The following is a 25,935-nucleotide window of genomic DNA, read 5'->3' as shown; positions in this document are numbered from 1 at the left end:
GCTGGGTCCTTTGTTCAATCTGATTTTCTGTGCCGGACCGGTGAACTTTTTCCGTCAGAGCCATTTTTCCATCAAATCGGCCAGCTTGTTCAGCGGACCGCGTTCAACTGGAATATCCGGGATCGAGCGGAGAAAATATTTACCATAGGAAGTCGTGTCGATTCTCCTGTCCAGCACCACGATAATGCCTCTATCCTTCTCTGAGCGAATCAGCCTGCCGAATCCTTGTTTAAAGCGGATGACCGCTTCAGGAAGCGAGTATTCCCTGAAAGCATTCTTGCCTATCTTTTGGAGTGCTTCGCTTTTCGCCTGGGCAGCAGGTTCATCGGGCGGCGAGAAAGGCAGACGCACCATGACAAGGCAGGAGAGATCTTTCCCGGGGACATCGACCCCTTCCCAGAAGCTGTTCGTCCCAAAGAGGACCGCCTTGTTGAACTGCTGGAAACTTTTTGTCAATCTTGCCCGGCTACCGCCTGTAATCCCTTGTGCCAGAAGCACATATTCATCAAGAGAGCCGCTTTCTTTCAGCAGGCTGTGCGTCTTCCTCAGCATGTCATACGACGTGAACAGGACGAGCATCCGCCCGTCGGCTGCATCAGCGAGTGCGATAATATGGTTTGCGATCGCTTCAATATACTCATCGCCGGAAGCTGACTTTATGTCCGGCATATCACTGGAGATCATCAGCTTCGCCATCGTTTTGTAGTCATATGGGGATTCAATTCTTTCCCTTATCAACGGGAGTCCTTGGAGCCCTAGCTCCTCAACCATGTAATCGAAGGAATCGCTGACCGTTAATGTCGCGGACGTCAGGATGACACTTTCTTTCTTGTGGAAAAATTCGGCCGAGAGCTTCTTTGCCGGCGAAATCGGCTGCGCATGAAGCTGCAGCGTATTCGGCAGCATTCTTGTATCGCCTTCCAGCCAGATGACGGATTCCGGCTCAGGCGAGATGATGAAGCCTTTTAAGCCCTCTCCGATGACTTTCCAATCCTTTCTGAAGCCTTGCACTTCCTCAAGCAAAGCGAGTTCGGCCATGGTCATCTTCTCGACATCGGCTCTGATCATACGTAGCCGATCCTCAACCGCTGTCAAAATGCCGCGCTGGCCGCTCAAAACGCGTTCAGCGCACATCCTGATCGCTTCCCATGACCGCTTTCTGCGGACGAAATCCGTAATGCGCACTTGCTGCTTCGGCTGTTTGAATTGGCTGCTTGCCTGCTGGTCGATGAAAACCTTGCTGATCTGCATGAACAATTCATCGACTTCCGTCTCCAAATCATGGACAGTATTTTCCAGCTCGAAAAAAGATACATCGGCTTTCAAATCTCTCGCTTTAATAATTTGTTCAAGGCGGAACAGCAGCTGACGCTTTTCATTTGTGCCGAGACGGCCAATCAAATATTTAATATTGCTGTATTCCAGCTGCCTGCCTAGGCCTTTCTGGGCAGCGGTCCTAAGCTGGTGCGCCTCGTCAATGACCGCACGCCGGTATATCGGCAGCAGCTGGTCCTCGCTTTCCATATCACGCAAAAGCATTGCATGGTTGGTAATGACGATATCCGATCGCAACGCCCGCTTCCTGGCATGGGCATAAAAGTCCCTCGTCTGCCACGGGTCCTTCACTTTGGCGTCAAAGCTTCCGTCATGCTTCATCCTCTGGCGGAACAAATTGCCTCCTCCTGAGAAGTTCAGCTCATCCATATCGCCCGTTTCCGTATCTAAAAGCCAAACGAGGAGCTGCATGCTCGCAAGGACGCTGTCATAATTGCACTCCAAGTCCTTCAGCGCCTGTTCAAACTTCAGAAGCGAAATGTAATTGCTTCTCCCTTTCAGGATCGAGGCCCTGAACGAAAAAGGCAGCAGTGACTGCAGCTTTTCAATTTCATTGTTCATCAACTGTTCTTGCATTTGGATTGTGTATGTACTGATCACGACCGGCTCTTTTGTAGAAACGGCATAATAGACGGCCGGCAGCAAGTAGCCGAATGACTTGCCGATCCCGGTCCCGGCTTCAATGATCGCATGTCGGTCCATATTGAACGCGTTATAAACTGTATCCATCAGTTTTAGCTGTCCGTCCCGATGCTGATAGCCGGCAAGACTTTCAAACAACTTGTCTTTTCCTTCAGCAGACACAGGGTATTCCGCCACTTCAGCCGATGGCGTATCCGGAAACTCGCTTTTCGTCTTGAGCGCGATGCCGCGATACACTTCCAAATAGTCCGGGAGCTTATCAAGCTTTTTTCTATTATTTTGCAGCAAGGACTCGAAAATCAAGTGGATGTCGCTCTTCATATGAATCGCAAGTTCCGATAATTTTTCGAGTGTCACCATCGGCAGTCCTCCCGCCCGGTCGATCAAAAGCAAGAGAAGCTCTGCCGTGACAAGCGCATCGCTGTCGGCCTGGTGCGGATTAACATGCGACAACTCGAGCCCCTCCGATAACTCGGACAGCTTGAAGCTCGGAGATTGCGGCATCATGATTTTTGCGAATTCCACTGTATCGATCGTATCCAGTTCAGGAAGATCACACCCTGCAGCCTTCATCTCGCTCTGTAAAAAGCCGAGATCGAATGAAACATTGTGGGCAACGAATACCGCATCCTTAAGCAATTCCTGCATCGTTGGTGCAATCTCTGAAAAAGAGGGCGCATCCGCGACCATCCCATCGGATATGCCTGTCAATTCCTCGATGAACAAAGGAATCTGCACACCGGGATTGACAAAGGTTGTATACTGGCCAGCGATGGTACCGTCGACAATCGTGACGGCTGACAGCTGGATGATTTTATCGCCCTTGTAATGTGCATTGCCGGTCGTTTCCAGATCTACCACTACAAATTTACGTGACACCTTCTTCACACCTTTAAAAAAACAAAGCACTCGGCTGTTTTTTTCTTATTCAATCGCTCACCCCAATTGTATCATATCCCCTTTTCAATCCACTACAAATCAGCTAAAAAGGATTTGGGCAAATAACCTGTGACACAAAACTGAACAGCTCCGTCCAGAATGATATGACTGCAAGAAAATAATATTCTGAATAAATTATTATTGTTCACTTTACAACAGTGTGCGTCATACACTATAGTGAATACAGGAGATGATCACATGACAGATGCAAACGAACATATTGAAAAAATGATGCTGGAATTGCGGCGCGGCACCATTACAATCGGGGTCCTTAGCCAGTTATCAGAGCCTCAATATGGATATTCACTTGTGAAGATGCTTGGGGATAATGGCATCCAAGTTGAGCCGGGAACCCTTTACCCGCTTTTAAGAAGACTCGAGAAGCAGGGGTTGCTGAAGAGTGAGTGGGATACAGATGTGGCGCGGCCGCGGAAGTACTACGTATTAAGTGAAACTGGGCATGAAGTGTATCGGCTTTTATGCGTTGAATGGGAAGGAATCGTAAAGAGTTTGGACCACATAATCAACCGAAAAGGGGACGGAGAAAATGGAGTGGATTGAAAGATATGTTTACGATGTTACTCGAAGATTGCCGCAATCACAGAGGGAAGATGTAGAAAAGGAACTAAAGAGTTTAATTGCCGATATGCTGGATGAACGTGCTGGAGACGGGGAAGTAACAGAATCGCATATTGAAGAGGTTTTGCTGGAATTGGGCAATCCTGCGAAACTGGCGAAGCAGTACAGCGGAAAAAACAAGTATGTGATTGGACCAGTATTAATTGATCCCTATATGACGGTGCTTAAAATATCTCTACTCACTATGCTTATCGGCATGGGTATTGGATTTGTCATCAAAGTCTATACAGATCCAATTCATGTGATTGATCATTTTGTAAGTTTTATCGTGGAAGCGATCGTGTCGAGTATTCCTATAGGAATTGGCTGGGTAACGCTGGTATTTGGTTTGATAGAGTATTTTGGAAACATCAATGAACAAAAGTTTCCTTTTCAGAATGATTGGAAATTAGCTGACCTTCCGACTCTTCCGGATGCCAAAAGACAATTCAATCGCTCTGAACCGATTGCGGGTATTGTGTTTTTAATATTGCTCTTCATGATGTTTTCAAGTAAATATTTTGGAATCTTTGCTATTCATAATGGCGAGCTTGCTACAGTCATCCCATTTTTAAACAAAGAAACCATGTTAACATCGATGCCGGCGATCATTCTTATATTGGGTTTTGGTATTTTAAAAGAAGCGTTAAAGCTCGTATATGGACGATGGACAAAAAAATTGGTTTTGTACTCGACGATTATGAATGCGATTTCGATGGCAATTGTAATCTTGATGATGATCCAGTCGTCGTTTTGGAACCCGAATTTTATGAAGGAATTGTCGCAAGTCTATACTATTTCGGTTGGCAGCGATCAATACGAAACAATCCGAATGATTTGGGACACGTCCACTAAATTGTTTGTCGTCTCCCTGCTCATCGGGTTGGTTTGGGATATGATTAGCGGATTTTTTAAGATGCGCAAATCGGAGATGTAAAATGGTTCCGGTCTACTGGTTATTAACATAGAAAAAAGCTGCCCGGTCCGCCAAATTACAGCAGTCCGGACAGCGATCGCAAGCTTTGTCACGTGTAGATAGTCGCCTCAGGCTCATACGAAATCATTTCAACAATCTTATTGCCTTCGCCCATAAGCGCCACTTTCGGCTTGTGGTCTGCCACATTTTCCTCAGCGACGAGTGCATAGGAAACGATGATGACGATATCGCCAGGCTGAACGAGTCTCGCTGCCGCTCCATTCAGGCAGACAACGCCGGATCCCCGCTCCCCTTCAATAATATACGTCTCCAATCTAGCGCCATTGTTATTGTTAACAATCTGCACCTTCTCATTGGGCAGCATATCGACGGCATCGAGGATATCCCTGTCGATCGTGATGCTGCCGACATAATTCAAATTCGCCTCGGTCACCTGCGCCCGATGGATTTTTCCGTTCATCATTGTTCTGAACATACAGATTCCCCCTGAATCTTAAATCTCGATGATGATATTGTCGATCAATCTTGCCTTTGAAAATTTCACAGCTGCCGCAATCAAAATCTTTCCTTCCAGCCTGCTGATGCTTTCCAACCCCGGATAACTGAGCACCTCTGCGTAATCTACTTCGCCGCCTGTTGTCTCGCCGATCCTTCTGCGCAATGTTTCCGCAATCGCAGCCGCTGACCGTTCCCCTTTTTCGATTTCTTCCTTCACTTCCGTAAGGGAACGGAAAAGATTAGGTGCTTTTTCCCGTTCTTCCGGAGTCAAATAGACATTTCGCGAGCTTTTCGCCAGTCCGTCGCTTTCTCGGACCGTTTCAACACCGACAAGCTCCAGCGGGAAGTTTAAGCTCGTGACAAGCCCTTCAATCACTGCTACTTGCTGTGCATCCTTCAAACCGAAATACGCCCGGTCCGGCATCATGATGTGGAAGAGCTTTGTCAAAACGGTTACGACGCCGTCAAAATGTCCAGGCCTGCTTTTTCCGCAAAGCACGCCGGTCCGTGCCGACGCAGCGATCGTTACGGTCGCAGGATTCGGGTACATCTCTTCAGGTGCCGGATGGAAAAGACAGTCAACTCCCGCTTTTTCCGCGAGCTCCGCATCCCGCCCAAAATCACGCGGATACGCTTCAAAATCTTCATTCGGCCCAAATTGGAGAGGGTTGACGAAGATGCTCATGAACACGAGATCATTTTCCTCTTTCGCCTTCTTGACAAGGGTAAGATGGCCCTCATGCAAATACCCCATCGTTGGTACAAAGCCGATCGTTTTCCCTGCTTTTTTCGCTTTTATTGCTTCTTGCTGCATCGCAAAGACGCCATTAATAATTTCCACGGTCATTTTCCCCCATATAATAAAGCGAGCTCTTCTTCCTTCATCGTGAACGTATGTTTTTCTTCAGGAAAGACGCCGCCTCTCACTTCACTCACATATTGCCTGATGCCATCTTCCATAATGGTACCGACATCAACGTATTTTTTAACGAATTTCGGCACCCTGTCGACTCCAAAGCTGAGCAGGTCATGGTAAACGAGCACCTGGCCGTCCGTTTCCGCTCCGGCACCGATCCCGATCGTCGGAATGGACAAGCGGGAGCTGATTTCCGCTGCCAGCTGCCGCGGAATGCATTCAAGCACCAATGCAAATGCGCCGGCCCTTTCACATGCCAGTGCATCTTCAAGCAGCCGCTGTGCCGCTTCGCTCGTTTTCCCCTGCACTTTATAGCCGCCGAGCACGCCGGCAGTCTGTGGAGTGAGACCAAGATGGGCAACGACCGGTACACCCGCCGCTGTCAGTGCTGAAATTGTTCCAAGCACATCGCCCGCTCCTTCTACCTTCACTGCATGGGCTCCGCCGTCTTGCATCAGCTTTCTGGCAGACTGCATCGCTTCAGCAATGCTGATATGGTACGTCATGAACGGAAGATCAGCGACAATGAATGTATCACGTGCGCCCCGCTTGACCGCTTTTGTATGGTGGACCATGTCTTCAATGGTCACCGGTACAGTCGAATCATAGCCAAGAACGACCATGCCGAGCGAATCGCCGACGAGAATCATATCGACTCCCGCCTTTTCGGCGAGTTTTGCCTGCGGGAAATCATACGCCGTCAGCATGACGATCTTTTCACCCGCCGATTTCATCTTTGCAAAATCAGTTGTTTGAATCACGTTTCCTTCCTCCTTTTCAGTTAGAGGAGACGAATGTCCGAGCTATTCGGCTGGACAAGAATAAAAGAGACCTTCCCCAAAAAAGGCAGAAGGTCTCTGTCGCAGCTTCGATACTCGTTTCGGCCCTCTGTCCCAGTCCTATCGCGGATCAAGGCAGAATAAAATTAGTCATTGTTTTCACACGCAGGTGCAGTTCATCTGATACTGCCCACCATGATTATAGCAAAAGCGAACGTCTGTGACCATCAATTCATGTCAATGTCTGCCGAATAAATCCGATGGATTTCCCCTTCATCGTCTTCGATTAAAAGTACGCCCTCTTCCGTTATACCCATTGCTCTCCCGGTAATTTCCCCTCTGATTGTTCTTGCCGTGATCCTTTTGCCAATGCTTGCCGCATAGCTTTCCCAGATCAGCTTGATCGGCGTGAAACCTTTCTCTATGTATAAATCGTAGTATTTCTCAAAATAACGCAAAAAATGACGGACGATTTCAGCCCGGTCCACTTTATGGCCGCTTTCGAGGAAAAGGGAGGTGGCGATATTTCGGACTTCGGGCGGGAAATCATCCTCCTCCTGGTTGATGTTCATCCCGACACCAATCACTAAAAAGTGGATATGATCCGCTTCGCCGCTCATTTCCGTTAAAATGCCGGTGATTTTTTTCCCATTAAGCAAAATATCATTCGGCCATTTGATCGCAGCCGAAATGCCTGTCACGTCTTCGATCGCTTTGACGATTGCAACCGCTGCAATCAGCGTGAACTGAGGGGCCTGCTGGGGCTGCAGCCTGGGCCGGATGATCAGGCTCATCCAGATGCCTTTCTGTTTTCTCGAGTGCCAGCGCCTCGCCATTCTTCCCCTTCCGCCGGTCTGTTCCTCTGCAATCACAAGCATCCCCTCAGGAGCACCATTTTGTGCCAGCTCATGTGCCACGGTTTGAGTCGAGGTGACCGTTTCATGATAGCGGACGGATTTCCCGAGTCTTTTCGTCTGCAAATCATGTGTGATTTCCTCTTCTTTCAGACGATCAGGCGAAAACAGAAGCTTATACCCTTTTTTTCTTACTGCCTCGATAGCATATCCTTCTTCTCTCAGTTCCTCGATATGCTTCCAGACCGCGGTTCTCGAGCAGCCGAGTGCATCTGCCAGCGTCTGCCCGGACAAGTATGCGCCATTTGCATCTTTAAGAGAGGCGATTAATCGTCTCCGAATTGAAACTGGCAAGATTCCAGCCACCTCCTGATTTCTTCCTTCTCATTCGCAAGGCTGCCGTTGGCAACCTGCTTTTCTATTTCTATAAGTGAAGCACTCACCCATGGTCCCGCTTTTTTCCCCGACCAGCGGATGATCTCTCCTCCAGAAACGGCCAAATCGCTCCGATCGGCGATCGGCAAACCGCCGGCAAGGGCATTTAGCCTAACCACTGCTTCCGGATCAAAGACACGCTTCAGCGTTTGGGCTATTATTTCTGCACTTTTTGCCTGTTCAAGGCCGTTCTGGTATAGAACATATGGCGTCCAATCATGTTCAAGTCGCCAGCGGACGAGCATCGACAGGCTTGCAAGCCGCTTCACCTTTTTCATCGGCATTTTCCATTTTTTCAGCAGCTCGGCCGGATCGGGATCTTCCGACAACACGAGCGCACACCCCCATACTTCCGGTTCCGATAACTGGGTAACACGGAGCTCCAGCATTTTTTTCAGAAGTCCTGTTTCGGAAAATAGGGACGGCAAATAACAGTGGAGGCCGGTATTGAGCAGGAAGGATAGGCCTTGAGCCTTTTCCATTCCATCCAGCAGCTTCACCATTTCGGCGGTGATCCGTTCCACTGCTATATGGCCGAGCAGATGGGCATGATTCTCCATCGCCGACAAGGTCTCGCCTTCTAGCCGGAAACCGAGCTGGCTGACGAATCTTGCCGCCCTCATCAGCCGGAGAGCGTCTTCCTGGAAGCGCTCATCCGCACTGCCAACCGTTCGGATAATGCGGGAGGCGATGTCCTCTCGACCGCCGTAAGGATCGATATAACGGCCGCTCTGATCCATTGCGATCGCATTCATCGTGAAATCCCTCCGCTTCAGATCCTCCTCTACCGAGCGGATGAAGGAAACAGATTCGGGCCTTCGGTATTCCACGTACTCCGATTCCTCCCGGAAGGTCGTTACCTCATACCCCTCGCCCCCATGGATGACGAGAACCGTGCCATGCTCAATCCCTACATCGACCGTTGCATGGAAAAGCGACTTTATTTCTTGTGGGGTGGCAGAAGTAGCAATGTCGACATCATGGATTTCTCGGCCCATAATGCTGTCTCTCACCGATCCGCCGACAAAATAGGCCTCAAATCCGGATGCTTCGATTTTTTCAATGATGGGCAATGCTTTTTTAAATAATTCGTTCATGCAGCCCGCCTGCCTTATCTTCCTAATAATCTTTCATATATCCGTTCATACTGCGAAACGATAGCACTGGAATGGAATCTTTCATTTGGAGTCGCCTCGGCATGGGCGGACATCTCCCGGTGCAGCTTGTCATCCGTCAAGAGCTTGATCACCTTATAAGCTGTGCCATGGTTGTCGCCAAGCTCGCCGAGGTATCCGTTCCAGCCGTTCTCAATCACTTCCGGGATGCCGCCAACTCTCGTTCCGATGCAAGGCACGCCGCAGGCCATCGCCTCAAGTGCGACAAGCCCGAAACTTTCTTTTTCCGAAAGGAGAAGCATTACATCGCTGATCGAGTACAGTTCCTCCAAATGTGACTGTTTGCCAAGGAAGACCACCTTATCGGCAATCCCCTTCTCTTTTGCCAGTTCTTCAGCGGCTGCCCGGTCGGGTCCGTCTCCTGCAAGGAGCAGCTTGGCAGGAACGGCTTCTGCCACTTTTTCAAAAACGGAAATAATGTCCGGCACACGTTTGACTGCGCGGAAGTTGGATACGTGAATCAACACTTTTTCGTTTTCGGCGATCCCGTATTTCTCCTTCAGTCCGGGTGCATCAACCTTCCGGTATACGCGCTCATCGACGAAGTTCGGAACGACCTCGATATCGCGTCCGACAGAAAGCATTTCCTCCGTCTGGACGGCCAATGCATGCGACACCGCCGTGACGCTGTCCGACTGGCTGATGCCATATTTAATCGCTTCAGCGAGAGTCGGGTCGTATCCAAGCACCGTAATATCCGTTCCATGGAGGGTTGTCACGATTTTCACATCCGTTCCCGCCATTGACTTCGCCAAAATGGCACAGACGGCATGGGGGACGGCGTAATGTACATGAAGTATATCGAGTTTCTCTTTTTTTATCGTTTCCGCCATTTTGCTTGCGAGCGCAATATCGTACGGAGGATATTGGAAGACCGAATACTGGTTGACGCTCACCTGGTGAAAAAAGATCCGGTTGTGCAGCGTGTTTAGCCTAAAAGGAATGTCAGATGTGATGAAATGAACATAATGTCCTTTCTCAGCGAGCAGCTTCCCAAGTTCTGAAGCTACGACGCCGGACCCGCCAACTGTCGGGTAGCAGGTAATTCCGATCCGGAGGCTCATAATTTCCCACCAAAAAGATCCTGATCGAGAAGCAGGACCTGATTCGATTTGAACCCCTCAGCATACAGCACGCCTGCATCTTTTCCGAATAGTCTTTCCCTCGCTTTTATTCCGCTGATATACTCTTCGGTCAATGGCGTGGAAACTCCGGATTCACCGGGCGAGAACTGCGTTTCATATGCCGCAAGAGACTCGATCTTCTTACCGATTGTTCCGCTGATGTCCACGGCGAAATCGGGTTCGGCATGACCGTTGATAAAGTACCGGAACAGCTTTTCCGGTCTGTGCGGCCCCCTTCCTGAGGGCAATTCATATTTCCTGATTGCCGCAGAGAAGAAAGCTTCTCCGACGAGCGCCCCGCAATTGCCATGGTCAGGATGCCGGTCTTTTGAAAATGGAGCGAAAACCAGTGCCGGCCGGTACTTCCTGATGACTTCCACCACTTTCCGGATGTTTTCTGCGGTAAGATACAGCCCGCGATCGGGAATGTCCAGCGTCACTCTTTCCGCAACACCGAGAATTTCCGCCGACTTGGCCGCTTCACGTTTCCTCGATTCCACATCGCCGTTCGAAGACAACTCCGCTTCTGTCAAATCGCAGATCACGACTTTCTTGCCTTCGGCTGCCCATTTGGCAATCGAGCCGCCCATTCCAATTTCCACATCATCCGCATGTGCTCCGAACGCAAGCACGTCTATGCTGTCAACCATTTCATCACCTGATTCCTAATCCAAAATATGTTCAAGCCCGTATACGAGCGTTTGCAAATTCATGACGGTTTCTACCGAAACTTTCACCCCGGACATGAATGAGCCGCGGTGATATGAGTCATGGCGGATCGTCAATGTCTGTCCGTCCGCTCCAAACAATACTTGCTGGTGCGCAACCAATCCAGGCAGCCTGACGCTGTGGATCCGCATTCCTTCAAAATCTGCGCCGCGCGCTCCGGGAATCGTTTCTTCTTCTTTCTCATGCCCCTGTTTTGCCGGTTCGCGATTTTCCGAAATCATCTCTGCCGTTTTCACTGCCGTCCCGGATGGGGCGTCCAGCTTCTGATCATGATGCATCTCAATAATCTCCACATTAGAGAAATACTTCGCTGCCATCTGCGAAAATTTCATCATCAAAATGGCGCCTATCGCGAAGTTCGGCGCGATAATGCAGCCAAGCCCTTTTTCTTCCGAAAGCGTTTTTAGTTCTTCCAGCTGATCTTTCGTAAATCCAGTCGTTCCCACAACCGGGCGAATGCCGTTCTGCAGGGCCGTTTTCGTATGTATATAACCGGTTTCCGGCTTTGTCAGATCGATCAAGACATCTGCCTCCATCTCACGGAAACACTTTTCTGCATCTGTATAAATCGGCACATCGACCGAGCTGAATCCGTCAATCTCCGACAGCTTCATTCCTTCATAACGGCGGTCAAGCACAGCGACAAGCTCAAAATTTGCTGTTTCCTGCACGAGTTGTACCGCTTCTTTCCCCATTTTGCCGCGCGGCCCGGCGATGATGATCCGAATTGTTTTTTCCATATGCACTCACCCTTTATTTTTTTGTCCATCTATCTTTGTCACGGGTTGAAAACTTCTCCATAACGAGGTCATGGGAAGTCTGCAAGTCGATGCCTAAAGAATTCGCAAGGCAGATAATGACGAACAGCACGTCGCCGATCTCTTCCTCGATTGCTTTCTCAGCCTCCGTCGACTTTTTAGGTTTCTCCCCGTATTGATGATTCACTTCACGGGCCAGTTCTCCCACTTCTTCTGTAATCCTAGCCAGCATGGCGAGCGGGCTGAAATAACCTTCCTTGAACTGTCCGATATACTCGTCAACTTCCTGCTGCATTTCTTTCATCGTTTTTTCCGCTTTCATGTACATCCCGCCTTTTCACTTATGTTAGCGAATTCCGTTTTTTTATACAAATGATTTTGCTTTTCTGCCAAGGTTGCGACTTATTTGCCAACGCGGTTATAATAATTGGGGCCCGCTATGGCGGCGGACTGTCTCGCTGTTCTGTCAGTTTGAGGTTTCACTCCGGGTGAACGGGGCAGAATGTAAGGGAATGTACAGCGAATGAGATAGCTTTACTCTTGGACGAAAGGTACGTTGATATGTACCAAATACCGGCTGGCATAAGAAAAGAGACCGGTCCGGTTCCAGCGCATACTCAATTAGGGAGGTCGGCAAATGATATTTGGCCTGAAACTTAAAAATCTTTTCTTTATTCTTTTGGGGTCCGCTATTTTCGCATTTGGGCTCGTCCATTTTAACATGCAGAACAACTTGGCAGAAGGCGGGTTTACAGGGATTACACTGCTTTTATATTTCCTGTTTAAAATCGATCCATCGATCTCAAACCTGGTCCTTAACATCCCGCTCTTCTTCGTCGGCTGGAAGCTGCTCGGAAAAAAGCCGTTTCTCTATACCGTGTTTGGGACGGTCTCCGTTTCCGTCTTCCTTTTCATCTTCCAGCGTTACCACTTTACCATCTCACTTGACGGGGATCTGTTTTTGGCCGCTCTTTTCGCCGGTGTGTTCATCGGGATCGGGCTCGGTATCATTTTCCGGTTCGGGGGTACGACCGGCGGTGTCGATATTATCGCCCGTCTAGCCAACAAGTATAAAGGGATTCCGATGGGGCGGACGATGTTCATGTTCGACGCCGTCGTCATTACCGTCTCCTTGCTGACGTACCTGGACCATAAGGAAGCAATGTACACGCTCGTCGCCGTCTTTGTCGGTGCTAGGGTTGTCGATTTCATGCAGGAAGGCGCCTACGCGGCAAAAGGCGCACTCATCATCTCGGAAAAGCACCACAATGAAATCGCGGATGAAATCCTGTCAAAAATGAATCGAGGCGTCACGGTTCTCCAGGGACGAGGCTCTTTTACAAAAAGTTCAAAAGAGGTCCTGTACTGCGTCGTTGCCCGAAATCAAATCGTCGATTTGAAGCGGATTGTCAATACGGTTGATCCCCATGCTTTCGTTTCCGTTTTCACCGTACATGACGTCATGGGCGAAGGCTTTACGCTCGATGAAAACAAAATTCCTTATGATGTATGAAAAACCGGAGGAGAAAAACGAATCGTTTTTCTCCTCCGGTTTTTTGCAATCATTTAATATAAAGCCCGGTAATTTGATCATTTGCGTCGAATGTGATCGTATAGATCCGCTTCTCCTTGCTATAAGCAGAGACAAGAACGACGACGAAATTTCCATCCTTCTCTTCAACCGATGCTTTGTCGGTTTTTTCAAATTCACCTGATCCTTCGATTACAGGCTCAAGTTCAGCCATTTGTTCTTCAGAAAGTCCCTTTTTCATTTGGTCATTAAACAAGGCATGGACTGAGGCGTAATCTCCCTTATTCAACGAGGCAACGACTTCTTCCGCCTTGCCTATATAGCGGTCAGAAGTGGCTTGATCCAACTTTTTCCCTCCGCAAGCCGTTAGCAGTGCGAGGCAGAGAATGGCAACGAACAGACTTTGAAGTTTTTTCATTGAGGCACCTCCTTTCGATTGCTTACGAACCCATAAATCAAGACAGCGACTGCCGTAATAGCTAGAATGGACTCGATTATAGCCAAACTGTGTTCACGCGGGAAAATGAATGGAACGATCCCGACCATCGCATCGACTCCCCCGTGAATGAGAATCGCGACCACCGTATAGCGGAGCTTTCCCAGACGAATCCCCCTTAGGATGATGAGAGTGAGCCCGATGTGAAGCATCATGGCGAAAAACCGTTCGATTCCCCCTATAAGGAATAAATCGCTTTGGCTAAGCGCGGCAGCGGAGAAAAGAAGTACGGCAGCCTGGATTCCTAAGAGCAACACCGCCTCAATGCCCCCATGCCCAAAACCGAACAGAAATCCGGACAGTGAATCCCTTTGTTTCATCACATACCGCATGAGGAGGAAACGGGCAACGCCTTCAAACAGTCCTGCCGACAGTCCCAACAAGATTGAAAACGCGATCGGGTGAAGTATGCTGAACATTGTGTAACTCGTGCTCTGAGCGTCCAAATAACGGAGCAACGGCAGGCGCAAGAGCAGCTGGGAGACACTAAAAGCGACCATCCCAAGCAGAAACGGCGACAGCCGCTTTTTATACAGTGCCAGCAACAGCCCGATCACCAATGCAACTATGATACCTATCATCCGCAACGACTCCTTCGCTAGTATTCTATCGGCAAAGATAGCCCGCAGCGATTCTTTTTTCATAATCGGTCATGATTTCATCGTAAGTGGTACTTTTTTCAACATCAGTGTTTGCGTGAAATAAGGATGCTGAACATCTGTCTCAAGCGAGGCGTTGTCCGCCTTGTCGACAATCCGCTTCAACGACAGCAATCCGTATCCGCGCCCGATCCCCTTATTCGAATATCGCTCTGTATACAGCTTGTTTAAATCGATCAGTCGATCGCTGCAGCTATTCCGGACGATAAAGAAGCTGGACGTTTCGGTTTCAAACAAGGCAATTTGGATAAGCTTTTCCTCGGTAAGAGCCGCCTCGTCCATTGCATTGTCCAGCAAAATGGACAGGGCGCGAACAAAGGACACTGCCGGCATTGGAATCGCGTCCACGTCCTTCGGTATATCGATTTCCACATGCAATCCCCTTTGCAGCGCATCCATCGTCTTGACGATCAGCACACTTTTCACCTCAGGAATTTGGACACGTGACAGTTTCGTGACCACAAGATCCCCATTGTCGGTCACCCTTGAGGTAGGAGCGATGACGCTGTAATAGACTTGTTCGATTTGCGTGATGTCCCCTTGGCGTATCCCTTCTTCAAGTGACAGCAGTACATTGGCATAATCATGGCGGAAACCCGCCAATTCCTCATGCAAATGTTCAAGTTTTCTGACATAGGCGAGCAGTTCACGGTCCGAGCGGGCACGCTCCCTTTCGACCGCATGCTCCTTCGATAAATGCGAGCTGATCATGACAATCAGCAGCAAAACAAAAAACAGGATATAGGCAGCAATGTAACTGGCCTGGCCATATGTTTCATGGATGTCAGCCAGCAGCGACAAAGATGGCGTAGTCAAAATCAGCTCCAAGCCGAATCCGATACAAAGAAGTATGTAAGTGATGAAAAAAAGCGGGCCTTCCAGAAAGTCAGCGACTGCCCTAATTTGTTTTCGCAACAAGAGTACAGCAGCAAAAATAATGACGGACACAATACAATGGATCAAGCTTCCCGTCCATAGGTATAAATTAAGCGGTGACTGCATGAACAACCAGAACCCGAGCTCCATAATCGCCATCTTGACAAATGTGATGCCGACCATGCTCATTAAAGCAAAAAAGAGATTGCGGCTGATGGGCAGCCCTTCCTTCATGAAACCGAGGCTGAGCAGAAAAAGCAGAAGCAAGATTGTGTTGAATTCAGGATAGCCTGTCACAATCACGACAACACCGAGCAGAATGGTGAACACGATGCCAAGCATGGCGACCATCGTATGAGAGAGCCGCCGGTAGTGGATTGACTCGACGAAGACGACGATATGCGTGATGCCGACGAGAACAACCGCCACGATATCATAAAGATTCATTCATGACTCCCCCTTCAGCACAGCCCTGACTTTTCTGGCCAGGCGACGGGAAACCGGGACGCGCTGCCCGCTTCTCATGATCACCTCACGGCTCACGGCATCGTAGGAAGCCATCAGCATCGTATTTACCACATATGATTGATGGCATCGGAGCAGCCGAGAATCAAGCGCCTCCATCTCTTTCAGCGTCCCATAAAAATGGACGACCCGATCACCGGCAGATAGCGCGAGCCGGTGAGGTTCCGCCGTCATGATATAGTCCACCTGCTGGAACGGCATGCGGATAGTCGCATGGTCGGTATCAACAATAAAGTCATCAGCAGGTGCATCGCATTCATTTCTTTGTTTATAATAAAGCAAACATTGTTCGATCAGCCGAGCCTGCTCTTCAAACGGCAAGCCTTTATCAATAAAGGTGAAAGCAGAAACCATATAACGGTACGAAATCGGGGCAAGCTCAGAATGGGTCGTGACGAAAACGATAATGCCCGCCGAATCCAGCTTGCGAATCTCCTGCGCCAGTTCGAGTCCTTTTCGTTCGCTGTCTTTTATTTCAATGTCGAGAAAATAAATCGGCACCTTTGCCGACCGTGGGATTCGCTCCAGCAAGCGCTCTCCTTTGCTCGTTACTTCAATGAAATCGTACGGCACATCCTGGTCGCTGCAAATCTCCTCCACCAGCCGACGCAAACGCTCCGCCTGTACAATCTGGTCTTCCAAAATAAAAATGCTGATGGCCCCCACCCCATTTCTAATGTCTCTCTACATAAAACAGGTGGATAAAAACTGCTTGTTTTTATCCACCATAAAAGATGTTCTGTACATCGAATAGGCCGCGATTCCCTATGGATGATCTGACAACAGCTTTTCTAGCCTATGTATGAATAACACAAACTAAAAACGCACAGCGGTGTTGCAGGCGCCAGCTGGCTTATCGCTTTTATCCCAGTGGCTTGCCATTCAGAGAAACAGAGCCTCCAGAAAAATGGAATGCCAATCAAAAGCCTTTTCTAAAGAAAAGAGCTGGCCCGAAAATCAGTTTTCACTGACTTCCAGGACAGCTCCGGTTTTATTCTTCTCTTGTTACATTCGTAAAGATCAAGATCAAGCGGAGCAGTTCAAGTACAGCTACTGCTGCAGCTGCAACATAGGTCATGGCTGCTGCGTTCAGCACCTTTCTTGCACTTCGCTCTTCTTCATTGTTGATCAGGCCGAGTGTGACAATCTGGTCCATCGCTCTATTTGAAGCATTGAACTCGACTGGCAATGTGACGACCTGAAACAGAACGCCGACCGCCATCAGGATAATCCCGATCAGGAGCAAGCCTCTCATCGAGCTGACGAGAATACCGATCATGATGAAGATCCATGCGGCATTGGAGCTGATATTGGCGACAGGAACGAGCGCATGGCGGAAACGAAGTGCCGCGTACGCTTCCTTGTCCTGGATTGCGTGGCCGACTTCATGGGCAGCAACCGCAATGCCTGCAACCGAATGCTTATGGTAATTATCCGTTGAAAGATTAACAGTCTTTGTTATCGGATTGTAGTGATCACTCAGAACTCCCCTTGTCTCCCTCACGGCTACGTTATGCAGTCCGTTGGCATCAAGGATCCTGCGGGCGGCTTCAGCTCCGCTCATGCCGGCAGTTGTCGGTACCTTTGCATACTTGGTATATGTGCTTTTGACCTTCATCTGTGCCCAGATCGGGATGATGATGATAATCGCTAGGTATATGAAGTAACTCCCCAATTCCAACCCTCCACCTTCTATATTACTCCTATTTTACAAAAGATTTTACTGGTGGTCAATCATTCGGACTTCTGCCAGGGCTTTGTTTTTTCTGCCCGCGATATTTCCGCCAGCCGACATAGGACAGTGTACTGACGATAATGCTGCCCGTCATAAAGATTACCCACCAGATGGAAGGATCAAGCTCGTCTTTCTTGCTTTCTAGAAAAAGACTGCGCAAATCCGCTTCGACGGCGTCCAGTTCAGCGGCCCAGCCATCCTCATTGTAATTCATCCTGTATTTGTCGAGGAAGGTCATCTTGGAATCGAGCTTCTGCACTTCCTGGACGGATACCGAAAGCTTCAAGCTCGGCTGGATGACAGAGTAGGTCGAGAAAAATTCATTCAAGTCCCGGTTGTAGGCCTGTCCATTTCCTTCCATTGCCGAATTCTTCACTTGTTGGAAAGCAGCAATGACAGCGTCCTCCATTTCTGCCCAGAGCGGCTGGTGGTTTGATTGGAGCGCATCGGTGGCTAGCCGGAGCGCGGATACTTTGCGGATCCGCTCTTTCGGATCCATCGAGGTGTTTTTCAATGCTTTTTCAGCATCGTAATGCGCAAGCGACAGCACCCTTAATTCATCCATTGAAAAGGGCCGGTTCAGCACCGCATGCTTGGAAAAAACATCAGCATATTGCCCCAGCAGCCGAAATGCCTCTTCGTAATCGCCCGACCTCGTTGACTGCAGCGCTTGGTCGGATAACCCGTCAAGCTGAGCGACCGCCGGCTCGGTCTCTTGTTCAGCTGTCACTGCGACGCCGGAAAAAAGCATATTTACAAACAGAAGGAAAATGATATGAGTTTTCATTCCGGTCCCTCCCCATCTACAGTTAAAATGTATGAAAAGGAGGACAAGAATAGACCGGACTCGGTCTGAAAGATGAAGAGGAAATCTATCAATGCCTAATTGTGCAAAATGAGCCGCAAATGAGTAATTATTGTTTTATAAGATACCGTTTTTCCTAACAGTACGCTGTTTGAATTTGTGAAGTAATACACATAGTTTTTCGGAAGCATGAAATAGAAGAAGACGCCATTTGCTTTCTTCCATTTCATGCTTCAGCAGCAATCTTATAAAACATAGACTTAATAAAACACGATCTCCCTCTGTTTCCACCGCCTGGACAAAAGTGTAACCGTGATGCAGGCGATGCTGAGCCAGAATGTGAAGTACCCGATCTGCGGTATGTATGATTCCAGTCCAGGATAACGCGGGTATTGAAAAAAGACGTAATCGATCACATCGTTATGCAGTGTCCAGGCAGCAGCAGCCAAAACATGCCACAGCTTCATTCGGTAATACGGAGAATAGAGAATGGCCTGAACAGCCATCGCGCCATGCGAGACCATCAGCATATAGCCTTGCCACGGCAAGTCGCCGGTCACGGCCAGTGTCAATATATTCATTACCACTGCCCAGATGCCGTATTTGATGAGGGTGATCATAGCAAGCGCCTCAAACAGAGGCCAATTCCTCTTCAGCAAAAATGCGATGATGACAAACATAAAAAATAGGCTTGCCGTCGGACTGTCCGGCACAAACGGAATAAAGTACCAGGGGGTATCTTTCAGCTGCCATCCATACCAGTCGTATCCATAAATTGTTCCTGCCGTATTTACAATGAGCAGCAGCCAAAGAAAACGGCGGTCAGTCAAATACCCATATAGCAGATTCATTTAGTCGGCCAGCCTTCCTATAAAGAATGGGATGAAGAAACAACAGCAAAAATTCTGCTTTGTCCTGGAATATAGGAAAAGCCGGTATCAAATACCGGCTTTTCAGAATGCCTGGATGCCAGGCGGATTATTCGCTTTTCAGCTCAGAAATGTATTGTGCCAGCTTGTCAAGATCCTCGTCGGAACCTTCATACTGCCCTGGAGGCATGTTTCCGATTCCTTCGTGTGCGATTTTCTTGATCTCATCAGGAGATAAGCCAGTATCTACAAGACTCGGAGCAATTGGGGGCTGTCCGGCAAGATTTTCGCCATGGCAATTGATACAGGATTGGCCGGCGTATACTTTGTATCCTTCAGCCTCTTTATCCACTTCAATTTCATGCGTGATCTTCCCTTGCTGTTCAGCTGCTGCCCAGTCATGCATATCAACTGCTTCCCAAGTCAAATAGAAGACGGCAGCGAAAGCAAGCAGCATAAATCCTGTCGCGAACGGACGCTTGGATGCACGGCGCTCAGGCCCTTTGTCGATGAACGGAGCGAGCAATAACCCTCCGAACGCCAGTCCAGGAATAACGAGCGCACCGATCAAGCTGTACGGACCGGAAGCATACGTGTATTTCAGCATTTGGTAAAGAAATAAGAAATACCAGTCAGGCAGCGGGATATAGCCCGTATCCGTCGGATCGGCGATCCTTTCAAGCGGAGGATGCTCTGCCACTGTTAAACATAAGAACCCAATGAGGAAAACAGCACCAACCAGCCATTCCTTCAGCAAGAAGTCTGGCCAGAACGCTTCTGTTTTGCCTGGGTATTCGGAATAGTCCTTTGGAACATTCGGCTTCCGCTGTGCGGGTACACGGGAGTCGCCGACAAACTTCATTCCTTTTCCACGATGCATGTTGTCCCCTCCTTTTATAAAGTCATGTAATCGCGAAAGTCGATTTTATAGCGGGCCAGAAATCCCTTGTCTGCGGATCATGATAAAGTGTGCCGCCATCAGTGCCATCAAGGCAGCCGGCAGGAAGAACACGTGGATCGCGAAGAATCGGGTCAATGTCTGGGCACCGACGATGGTCGGATCACCCGCGATCAATGTCTTGACTGCTGTACCGATCAGCGGTACGGATTCGACAATCTCCAATGTTACTTTCGTAGCGAACAAAGCTTTCATATCCCATGGAAGCAGGTAGCCTGTCAGACCAAGGGCAAGCATAACGAAAAAGATAAGTACTCCGACGACCCAGTTTAGCTCGCGCGGTGCTTTATAAGCCCCTTGGAAAAATACACGCAGCGTATGTAGGAACATCATCACGATAACAAGACTTGCTCCCCAGTGGTGCATACCGCGGACGATCTGTCCGAAAGCAACCTGGTTCTGGAGATAGTATACGGATTCCCAAGCGTTCTTGATATCCGGCACATAATACATCGTAAGGAACATACCGGACAGGATTTGGATGACAGTAATGAAGAATGTCAATCCGCCAAAGCAGTAAACAAAGGCAGAAAAATGGTGTGCTGGGTTAACATGCTCCGGCACCTCATGGTCTGCAATGTCTCTCCATATCGGCGTAATATCCAAACGCTCATCAATCCAGTCATACATTTTGTTAAGCATTCATTACGCCTCCTTTACTTTCTTACAAATGGATTTTCTTCCGGCGTTCCAAGCATCAGGAAGCCGTCTTTTTCGCTGGTTGGATAAGCATCCAGCGGCTTTGTCGGCGGTGTGTTCGGAACGTTCTTGCCATTCTTCTCGTATAGTCCGCCGTGGCACGGGCAGTAAAACATTTCCTTGTGCTTGTCGTTTGTATTCCAGTCGACTGTGCAGCCAAGATGTTTACATACCGGAGAAAGCGCCACCACTTCACCTTTGTCATCCTTGTACACCCATGCAGTCTGAGTTACGTCTGAAGTGTACCATGCATCTTTCTGTTCATATGTGAAATCGACGCGGACAGGTTCATTCGTTAAATCGGCAATTTTTTGTTTGGTCATTTTAAAATCACCGGCCGCTCTAACTTGCAAAACTGGATCGACAGCGAACCGAAGCATTGGCATCAGCATTCCAGCCGCCATGAAACCACCCACACCAGTGAGCGTATAGCTAAGGAATTGACGTCTCGTAACAGGATTTTTGCTCATCCTTTTCCCCCCTCTATCAGTAAGGTAAGTCCAAAAGGACCTATTTATGCACATTCAACAAACTAGGACATAATTATGATATATCAATAACCTGCAGAGGTCAATAATATACATGTCCAAACCTTGTCAACTATGTGGCTAATTTGTAGACGCTTCGCCCTGCCACGCTTGGAGGATTGACGGCATCAGCTTCTTCACTTGTTCATCCATGACGGTATGCCTCATGTCCTCATTCATATCCTGGAGCGGTACGGACGGCATATAAAAGAGCGAGCCCTCTAAAGGGACATCCTTCCATACGGGATCAGATGTTACATAGAACGGGAAGGAAATGCCATTTTCCGACAAGTTTTGCTTCCATTGAGCGAGGTCAGATGCAAGCTTGTCCACATCCGTTCCCGAAACATACGCATAAGGCGGCAAAAGCAGCAGCCGTCCCTTGAACTGGCGCTCCAAATGCAGAGCGAGCCGGTTCGTGAAATCTCCCTGCTCCGCCGACCGTCTAGCTTTTTCTCCGAGGCTGACGGGCAAGAGCGGGATGACAGCGGTATCCATATATTCTTTTTCCTTCATAAAAGTTTCAATATCCTTCTCATTCCACTTCAATTTTATTCCCTCCAATCATCGGTTGTCATCTGCCATTCTACCATGAGCGGACGACAATTCGAAAAAAATACCCTCGGGAAAATCAGGACACTGAAAAAGTCTATATCGGAACCCGAAATGGGACGATTCCTCATTCTCGGTTTTTCACTTTGAACGGCGGATCTGCGTTCCACTGGATTCCGCTGCATTTAAAAGTTCCATTCCCATCTCAAAATCCCAATCCTTTCTGTGTACTGATCTTAAGAATAAACCGGTGGCACTTGCCTTGATCTCAAATCAGGAAACCCTCAATCAGAGTACCTCTCTCGACATTTATGACCTCGTCGTACCGAAGGACAACACGCTACGCCAGATAAATGGTGTATTGATTTTCCCTGCATCCTCGACGAATTTAAAGCGAAATACAATCTGGATAACGGGCGGAATGCGATTCCTCTCATCCGGATGGTCAAGTACCTGCTTCTAAAATTGAGCTGCGATTTCTGATTAAGGCACTGACTACTACCCATGAGACGGTAATGTTTAAGGAACTCGTAAGAGAGAGGTCCAAGGTTGAAACGAAAAAAGCGAGCTGAAACTTCCGTACGAGTACAAAACAGCCTGGTCTTCAGGATTATTTTCAAGCCAACGCTGGATCTTGACGAAATGATATACGTAAAGAACATGCCTCTTTTGAATAAGGTTTGGTAACTCATTGCGCAAAAGACAGTGATCCTTCCTGTTTTTGTATTGGAAAGGCCCATTGTTCTTGTAAGCTTGCTTAGTCGTTGCTTGGAGTGGAGAGGCCGACTCTCGGAAGGGCTTTGCCCTTCCTTCGTGAGATGCCTTTCAAGGGAGCTGTTTCTGTGTCATGCGGGACTAGCTTGGTTTTGAGATCCCGCAAAGCGCGAAGCGACTGAGGCAGACGATAACGCGACGTCCTGTCGCATCGCCTGCATGACCAACGTCCTGTGGGCCCGAAACTCAAGCAGCCCCACGGAAAGCAACCGGAACCGGAAAGCCCAGTAATTTTCACTGACTTTGATATGCGCCCCTTCTTCTCATGTAGAAAGCATATTTCATATAAATCTCATGTTTTTCAATGACCTCGGAAAGAGACTTTTACACACAAAAAAGGCCGGAAATAATTCCGGCCCTCGTTTCCTCTGCCAAGCTACTTTGTTTGTGTTTCAAGGTCTTTCAGCCTCGCTGAAAGTGTAAGGAATGCTTGTTCATTCCCTTCGTCCAGCGACTGGTCGATTGCCGCCAGTAATTTGTCTTTATGGAAGGTGCGGATGCTTTCCACAAGGAACTGCTCAGCAAGCGCCTTGTCTTTATCGTTGAGGTAGAGATTCTTTTGCAGAAACGGATTTTCCTCAAGTACAGCCGCGTATTGGGCGGATCGCTGTGATGAGCGGAAATTGAGCTGAATGTAGATATCTTCGTCCCGGTTCAACCGGATGTCATGGAAGGATTTTTCCGCATCCGTCGTCATGATATTCTCTTTGTAAAAGCGGAACGGCACGTCCTTTGTACAGTGCGTTGACATGATCAGCCCTCTCGGACAGCATTGGGCTTCTTCCACAAAATGAACCTTTTCCATCAACAGATCATGACTCATCAAGTAATTCAAGATCCAGACGGATTCCCGCCGCTTCAGCTGATAGCGATTCAAAAACCAGCGGATAAAGTCTTTCTTCTCGTTGACAGATACAGGGGTAGTCATCTTTTTCCCTCCTCTGCGAAGATTAATTAGTCCACTTCCTCCAGCCTTTCAAGCAGCTCCGACCATTCCTCATGATACGGCTCCAGTTCTGAAAGGCGCTTAAAGATCGCATGCGCTTTTTCCCGTTGCCCGTCTTCCAGCAGGAAATAGCCGTAGTCCTTCAGAAACTCTTTGTGGTCTTTGAAAGCATTATATGCAAGCTCGTACCCTTTTGATGCCTCTTCGAACCTATCGAGCTGCTGCAGGCTGTATGCTTCATCCCAAAGGAACTGCGGTTCTCCCAGCTCGCCAAGCTTCAGTTCGGCCGCTGTTTCCGCCAATTCCTCGTATTTTTCCTGATGCAGCAAAAGATTATTCAATGTAAGGGCCGCTTCGATATACTCAGGGTCAAGTGCGAGTGCCTGTCTGAAGTATTCTTCCGCCGTATCTGGATCTCCTGCTTTCAAAGATAATTTTCCCGTATAAAGGAAAAGCTCCTTGTTATAGCGGTCCAGTTCGATGCCTTCCTTGGCGGCTTTCAGCGCTTCATCGACTTCTTCCAGATGTTCGTGGCATTTTGCCAAGTACAAATAGAGAGGATGATAGTCGGGATCCATGTCCTTCAGCTCATGGAATTGGCGTATCGCCCGTTCATAGTTTTCCGTTTGATAGAGTGTAAGGGCATATCCAAACAAATCATTAATGTCCGGATGCTCCTTCACCGCTTTTTCGTAATACGGGAGGGATTCCTCAAACGCCCCGCCTGCGCTTAGCGCCTCCGCCATTCGGGAGTTCAGGCTCGTGCCTGCAATCGTTGTTTCGCCTGCCTCGATCAGCTGACCAAAATACCGGGATGATTCCAGAAAGCGTCCTTGTGACATAAGCAGTTCACCAAGCGCATAATCAATGACCGGCTCGTCACCGGCTAACTTTTTGGCAGCAAGCAACTTTTGCTCGCTGACCTCGAAAAGCCCTTGCATTTGATACAAATCCGCTTGGATCAGCAATGCTGCCGGATAATTCGGATCCTCTGGAGTGATCGTTTCCAGTAGAGGGAAGGCACTCTCCTCATCATCCAGATCAATTAGCACCTCTGCGAGAAGCAGCTTGAGCTCCCCTTCTCCCGGATGCCTGCTGATCAATTGTTCATATAGCTGCCTCGCTTCGTCAAGGAATCCGTAAGCTGCCAGGTCTTCCGCCAGTGTGTACTGCTGCTCATCAGAGCTGGAAGCCAGCACTTTCCGGAAGGATTCCTCGGCTTTGTCCATTTTCTGTTCTTCTATATAGCGGATCATTTGCTGTGCGTCGTTCATATCCGTCTTCCTTTCTCTATTAAACAAACAAGGCTGTCTTCGTGATGTAGATTTCTTCACCGCTGCCCGGCCTGAAGATCGCCTGTCCCCCGATCGAGTTGAATCTTCCTTTATCAACAGAAATAACGGGCTCAGGAGAGAAGGCAGCCGGAACGGACACATCTCCATCGCCTTTCCAATAGAGATTATAACTTACTTCGCCGCCTGCCCGCAAAATTCCTCTTTTCGGATAAAGTCCGATTTTTCTCAAAAGGGAGGCTGAAATCGGAACGCCTTCCACTAACGGCTCGGGATGAAAAGGGAGCTTTTCTTGTTCCATTCTCTTGCACCAGCTTTTCAATAGCCGCTTCAGCCTTGTCCGCCCTTCTTGGGGTTCAAGGACCGGAATGAAGACTGGATTATACGGATAGGAGGCCTCTCGCAGCCATCCCCAGGGGAGCGCGGACAAGTCGTTCTCATGGCTGATGCGGACAAAGATGAGAGGGATTTTTGATCTTTTGCAAATGCGGATGAGCGAGGGGGTAAGCAAACGCGCGGGTATTTGCACGCCGAACAAAAAGTCGATCGGGCAATTAAGAAGCCGGGTCCTTGCCCGGTTCAATTCCCTCTCGAACTCGCTCTCATATTGGATGGAAAATGGGATAATAGCAAGGTTGCAGCCTCGCTTAAGAAATTCTTCGGAGAATAGGCTTTTGAAGCGGGGGAAGGGCATGTCCTGAATTACCCGGTAAAAAATATGGGCAGGAGTCAGAAAAAAATGGCTGACGTCCATCCGCATACAGGTCATATGCAGAAAAGACGGAGCGATTGCCCGGATCTCATTCCTATCGACGAGGAATGAGGCGGCCATCGTTCTACCTTCCTGCACAATTGTCGCATTGTCTATGATATACATTATCACCCAGCACCCCTTTTCGCTGCATATTGCTTGTTAAGACAAGCCTATGTTGCGAAAAGAGGGAACATGATG

General features: G+C 48.7%; 27 protein-coding genes and 1 pseudogene. 4 read left to right on the top strand and 24 right to left on the bottom strand.

Features of this window, described 5'->3' with window-relative positions:
- Nucleotides 1–54: 54 nt before the first annotated feature.
- Nucleotides 55–2,856 carry an ATP-dependent DNA helicase DinG gene (gene dinG, locus AC0TWI_RS06735; protein WP_488125574.1) on the bottom strand — a complete coding sequence of 934 codons (2,802 nt, stop codon included), beginning with the start codon at nt 2,854–2,856 and terminating at the stop codon, nt 55–57.
- Between the two features lie 258 nt (nt 2,857–3,114).
- Here dinG and AC0TWI_RS06730 point away from each other — a divergent pair, with 258 nt between their 5' ends.
- Both AC0TWI_RS06730 and AC0TWI_RS06725 read left to right on the top strand, forming a co-directional pair.
- The gene (locus AC0TWI_RS06730; RefSeq protein ID WP_488125573.1) at nt 3,115–3,477 is read left to right on the top strand and encodes a PadR family transcriptional regulator; all 363 of its coding nucleotides are present in this window, start codon (nt 3,115–3,117) and stop codon (nt 3,475–3,477) included.
- The gene (locus AC0TWI_RS06725) at nt 3,464–4,471 is read left to right on the top strand and encodes an HAAS signaling domain-containing protein (RefSeq protein ID WP_488125572.1); all 1,008 of its coding nucleotides are present in this window, start codon (nt 3,464–3,466) and stop codon (nt 4,469–4,471) included. The genes AC0TWI_RS06730 and AC0TWI_RS06725 overlap by 14 nt, the downstream gene beginning before the upstream one ends.
- 88 nt (nt 4,472–4,559) lie before the next feature.
- Here AC0TWI_RS06725 and panD read toward each other — a convergent pair whose 3' ends face one another.
- The 9 genes from panD to AC0TWI_RS06680 form a co-directional block, all read right to left on the bottom strand.
- Nucleotides 4,560–4,946 (bottom strand): aspartate 1-decarboxylase, encoded by a 387-nt coding sequence (gene panD / locus AC0TWI_RS06720; protein WP_488125571.1) that lies wholly within the window; start codon nt 4,944–4,946, stop codon nt 4,560–4,562.
- Between the two features lie 18 nt (nt 4,947–4,964).
- Nucleotides 4,965–5,810, bottom strand: a complete 846-nt coding sequence (panC, locus tag AC0TWI_RS06715; RefSeq protein ID WP_488125570.1) for a pantoate--beta-alanine ligase — start codon at nt 5,808–5,810, stop codon at nt 4,965–4,967.
- A gap of 2 nt (nt 5,811–5,812) precedes the next feature.
- A complete protein-coding gene (gene panB / locus AC0TWI_RS06710) occupies nt 5,813–6,646 on the bottom strand; it encodes a 3-methyl-2-oxobutanoate hydroxymethyltransferase (RefSeq protein WP_488125569.1) in 834 nt (277 codons plus the stop codon).
- Nucleotides 6,647–6,891: 245 nt separating this feature from the next.
- Nucleotides 6,892–7,872 (bottom strand): biotin--[acetyl-CoA-carboxylase] ligase, encoded by a 981-nt coding sequence (locus AC0TWI_RS06705; protein WP_488125568.1) that lies wholly within the window; start codon nt 7,870–7,872, stop codon nt 6,892–6,894.
- Nucleotides 7,845–9,050: a CCA tRNA nucleotidyltransferase gene (locus AC0TWI_RS06700; protein ID WP_488125567.1), complete on the bottom strand. Its 1,206-nt coding sequence runs from the start codon at nt 9,048–9,050 to the stop codon at nt 7,845–7,847. The genes AC0TWI_RS06705 and AC0TWI_RS06700 overlap by 28 nt, the downstream gene beginning before the upstream one ends.
- Nucleotides 9,051–9,064: 14 nt before the next feature.
- Entirely contained in the window at nt 9,065–10,192 is a 1,128-nt protein-coding gene (gene bshA / locus AC0TWI_RS06695) for an N-acetyl-alpha-D-glucosaminyl L-malate synthase BshA (protein ID WP_488125566.1), read from the bottom strand.
- Nucleotides 10,189–10,902: a bacillithiol biosynthesis deacetylase BshB1 gene (bshB1, locus tag AC0TWI_RS06690; RefSeq protein ID WP_488125565.1), complete on the bottom strand. Its 714-nt coding sequence runs from the start codon at nt 10,900–10,902 to the stop codon at nt 10,189–10,191. Before bshB1 ends, bshA begins: the two co-directional genes overlap by 4 nt.
- A gap of 15 nt (nt 10,903–10,917) precedes the next feature.
- The gene (gene dapB, locus AC0TWI_RS06685) at nt 10,918–11,721 is read right to left on the bottom strand and encodes a 4-hydroxy-tetrahydrodipicolinate reductase (protein WP_488125564.1); all 804 of its coding nucleotides are present in this window, start codon (nt 11,719–11,721) and stop codon (nt 10,918–10,920) included.
- Nucleotides 11,722–11,734: 13 nt separating this feature from the next.
- On the bottom strand, nt 11,735–12,061 hold the full coding sequence (locus AC0TWI_RS06680) for a nucleotide pyrophosphohydrolase (protein ID WP_488125563.1): 327 nt from the start codon (nt 12,059–12,061) through the stop codon (nt 11,735–11,737).
- A gap of 315 nt (nt 12,062–12,376) precedes the next feature.
- Here AC0TWI_RS06680 and AC0TWI_RS06675 point away from each other — a divergent pair, with 315 nt between their 5' ends.
- Nucleotides 12,377–13,252: a YitT family protein gene (locus AC0TWI_RS06675; protein ID WP_488125562.1), complete on the top strand. Its 876-nt coding sequence runs from the start codon at nt 12,377–12,379 to the stop codon at nt 13,250–13,252.
- Nucleotides 13,253–13,301: 49 nt separating this feature from the next.
- On the opposite strand, the gene AC0TWI_RS06670 is transcribed toward AC0TWI_RS06675, so the two are convergent.
- The 11 genes from AC0TWI_RS06670 to AC0TWI_RS06620 all read right to left on the bottom strand — a co-directional run bounded on the left by AC0TWI_RS06670 (nt 13,302) and on the right by AC0TWI_RS06620 (nt 21,968).
- Entirely contained in the window at nt 13,302–13,688 is a 387-nt protein-coding gene (locus AC0TWI_RS06670; RefSeq protein ID WP_488125561.1) for a DUF3887 domain-containing protein, read from the bottom strand.
- A complete protein-coding gene (locus AC0TWI_RS06665) occupies nt 13,685–14,347 on the bottom strand; it encodes a YhfC family glutamic-type intramembrane protease (protein WP_488125560.1) in 663 nt (220 codons plus the stop codon). Before AC0TWI_RS06665 ends, AC0TWI_RS06670 begins: the two co-directional genes overlap by 4 nt.
- A gap of 69 nt (nt 14,348–14,416) precedes the next feature.
- Entirely contained in the window at nt 14,417–15,748 is a 1,332-nt protein-coding gene (locus AC0TWI_RS06660) for a GHKL domain-containing protein (RefSeq protein WP_488125559.1), read from the bottom strand.
- The gene (locus AC0TWI_RS06655; RefSeq protein WP_488125595.1) at nt 15,749–16,483 is read right to left on the bottom strand and encodes a response regulator transcription factor; all 735 of its coding nucleotides are present in this window, start codon (nt 16,481–16,483) and stop codon (nt 15,749–15,751) included.
- 334 nt (nt 16,484–16,817) lie between these two features.
- Nucleotides 16,818–17,501: a zinc metallopeptidase gene (locus tag AC0TWI_RS06650; protein WP_488125558.1), complete on the bottom strand. Its 684-nt coding sequence runs from the start codon at nt 17,499–17,501 to the stop codon at nt 16,818–16,820.
- A 55-nt stretch (nt 17,502–17,556) separates the two neighbouring features.
- A complete protein-coding gene (ypjB, locus tag AC0TWI_RS06645; protein ID WP_488125557.1) occupies nt 17,557–18,348 on the bottom strand; it encodes a sporulation protein YpjB in 792 nt (263 codons plus the stop codon).
- A gap of 278 nt (nt 18,349–18,626) precedes the next feature.
- The gene (gene lhaT, locus AC0TWI_RS06640) at nt 18,627–19,217 is read right to left on the bottom strand and encodes a lipoprotein heptaprenylglyceryl N-acetyltransferase LhaT (protein WP_488125556.1); all 591 of its coding nucleotides are present in this window, start codon (nt 19,215–19,217) and stop codon (nt 18,627–18,629) included.
- A gap of 127 nt (nt 19,218–19,344) precedes the next feature.
- Nucleotides 19,345–20,115, bottom strand: a complete 771-nt coding sequence (locus tag AC0TWI_RS06635; protein ID WP_488125555.1) for a c-type cytochrome — start codon at nt 20,113–20,115, stop codon at nt 19,345–19,347.
- 45 nt (nt 20,116–20,160) lie between these two features.
- Entirely contained in the window at nt 20,161–20,835 is a 675-nt protein-coding gene (gene qcrB / locus AC0TWI_RS06630; protein ID WP_488125554.1) for a menaquinol-cytochrome c reductase cytochrome b subunit, read from the bottom strand.
- Between the two features lie 14 nt (nt 20,836–20,849).
- Nucleotides 20,850–21,362: a QcrA and Rieske domain-containing protein gene (locus tag AC0TWI_RS06625; protein ID WP_488125553.1), complete on the bottom strand. Its 513-nt coding sequence runs from the start codon at nt 21,360–21,362 to the stop codon at nt 20,850–20,852.
- 138 nt (nt 21,363–21,500) lie between these two features.
- Entirely contained in the window at nt 21,501–21,968 is a 468-nt protein-coding gene (locus AC0TWI_RS06620) for a YpiF family protein (RefSeq protein ID WP_488125552.1), read from the bottom strand.
- A 265-nt stretch (nt 21,969–22,233) separates the two neighbouring features.
- On the opposite strand from AC0TWI_RS06620, the pseudogene AC0TWI_RS06615 reads away from it, so the two are divergent.
- A pseudogene (locus tag AC0TWI_RS06615) lies at nt 22,234–22,436 on the top strand (transposase); the annotation flags it as partial.
- Nucleotides 22,437–23,121: 685 nt separating this feature from the next.
- Here the strand turns inward: AC0TWI_RS06615 and AC0TWI_RS06610 are convergent.
- The 3 genes from AC0TWI_RS06610 to AC0TWI_RS06600 are packed head-to-tail and all read right to left on the bottom strand — an operon-like array spanning nt 23,122 to nt 25,860.
- Entirely contained in the window at nt 23,122–23,673 is a 552-nt protein-coding gene (locus tag AC0TWI_RS06610) for a ReoY family proteolytic degradation factor (protein ID WP_488125551.1), read from the bottom strand.
- Between the two features lie 26 nt (nt 23,674–23,699).
- Entirely contained in the window at nt 23,700–24,965 is a 1,266-nt protein-coding gene (locus AC0TWI_RS06605) for a tetratricopeptide repeat protein (RefSeq protein WP_488125550.1), read from the bottom strand.
- 19 nt (nt 24,966–24,984) lie between these two features.
- The gene (locus AC0TWI_RS06600; RefSeq protein ID WP_488125549.1) at nt 24,985–25,860 is read right to left on the bottom strand and encodes a hypothetical protein; all 876 of its coding nucleotides are present in this window, start codon (nt 25,858–25,860) and stop codon (nt 24,985–24,987) included.
- Nucleotides 25,861–25,935 lie beyond the last annotated feature (75 nt).

Source organism: Lederbergia sp. B243.17 (assembly GCF_057657925.1).
Note: the sequence above shows the minus strand (reverse complement) of the source record. Positions and strands in the feature narration are given on the sequence as shown.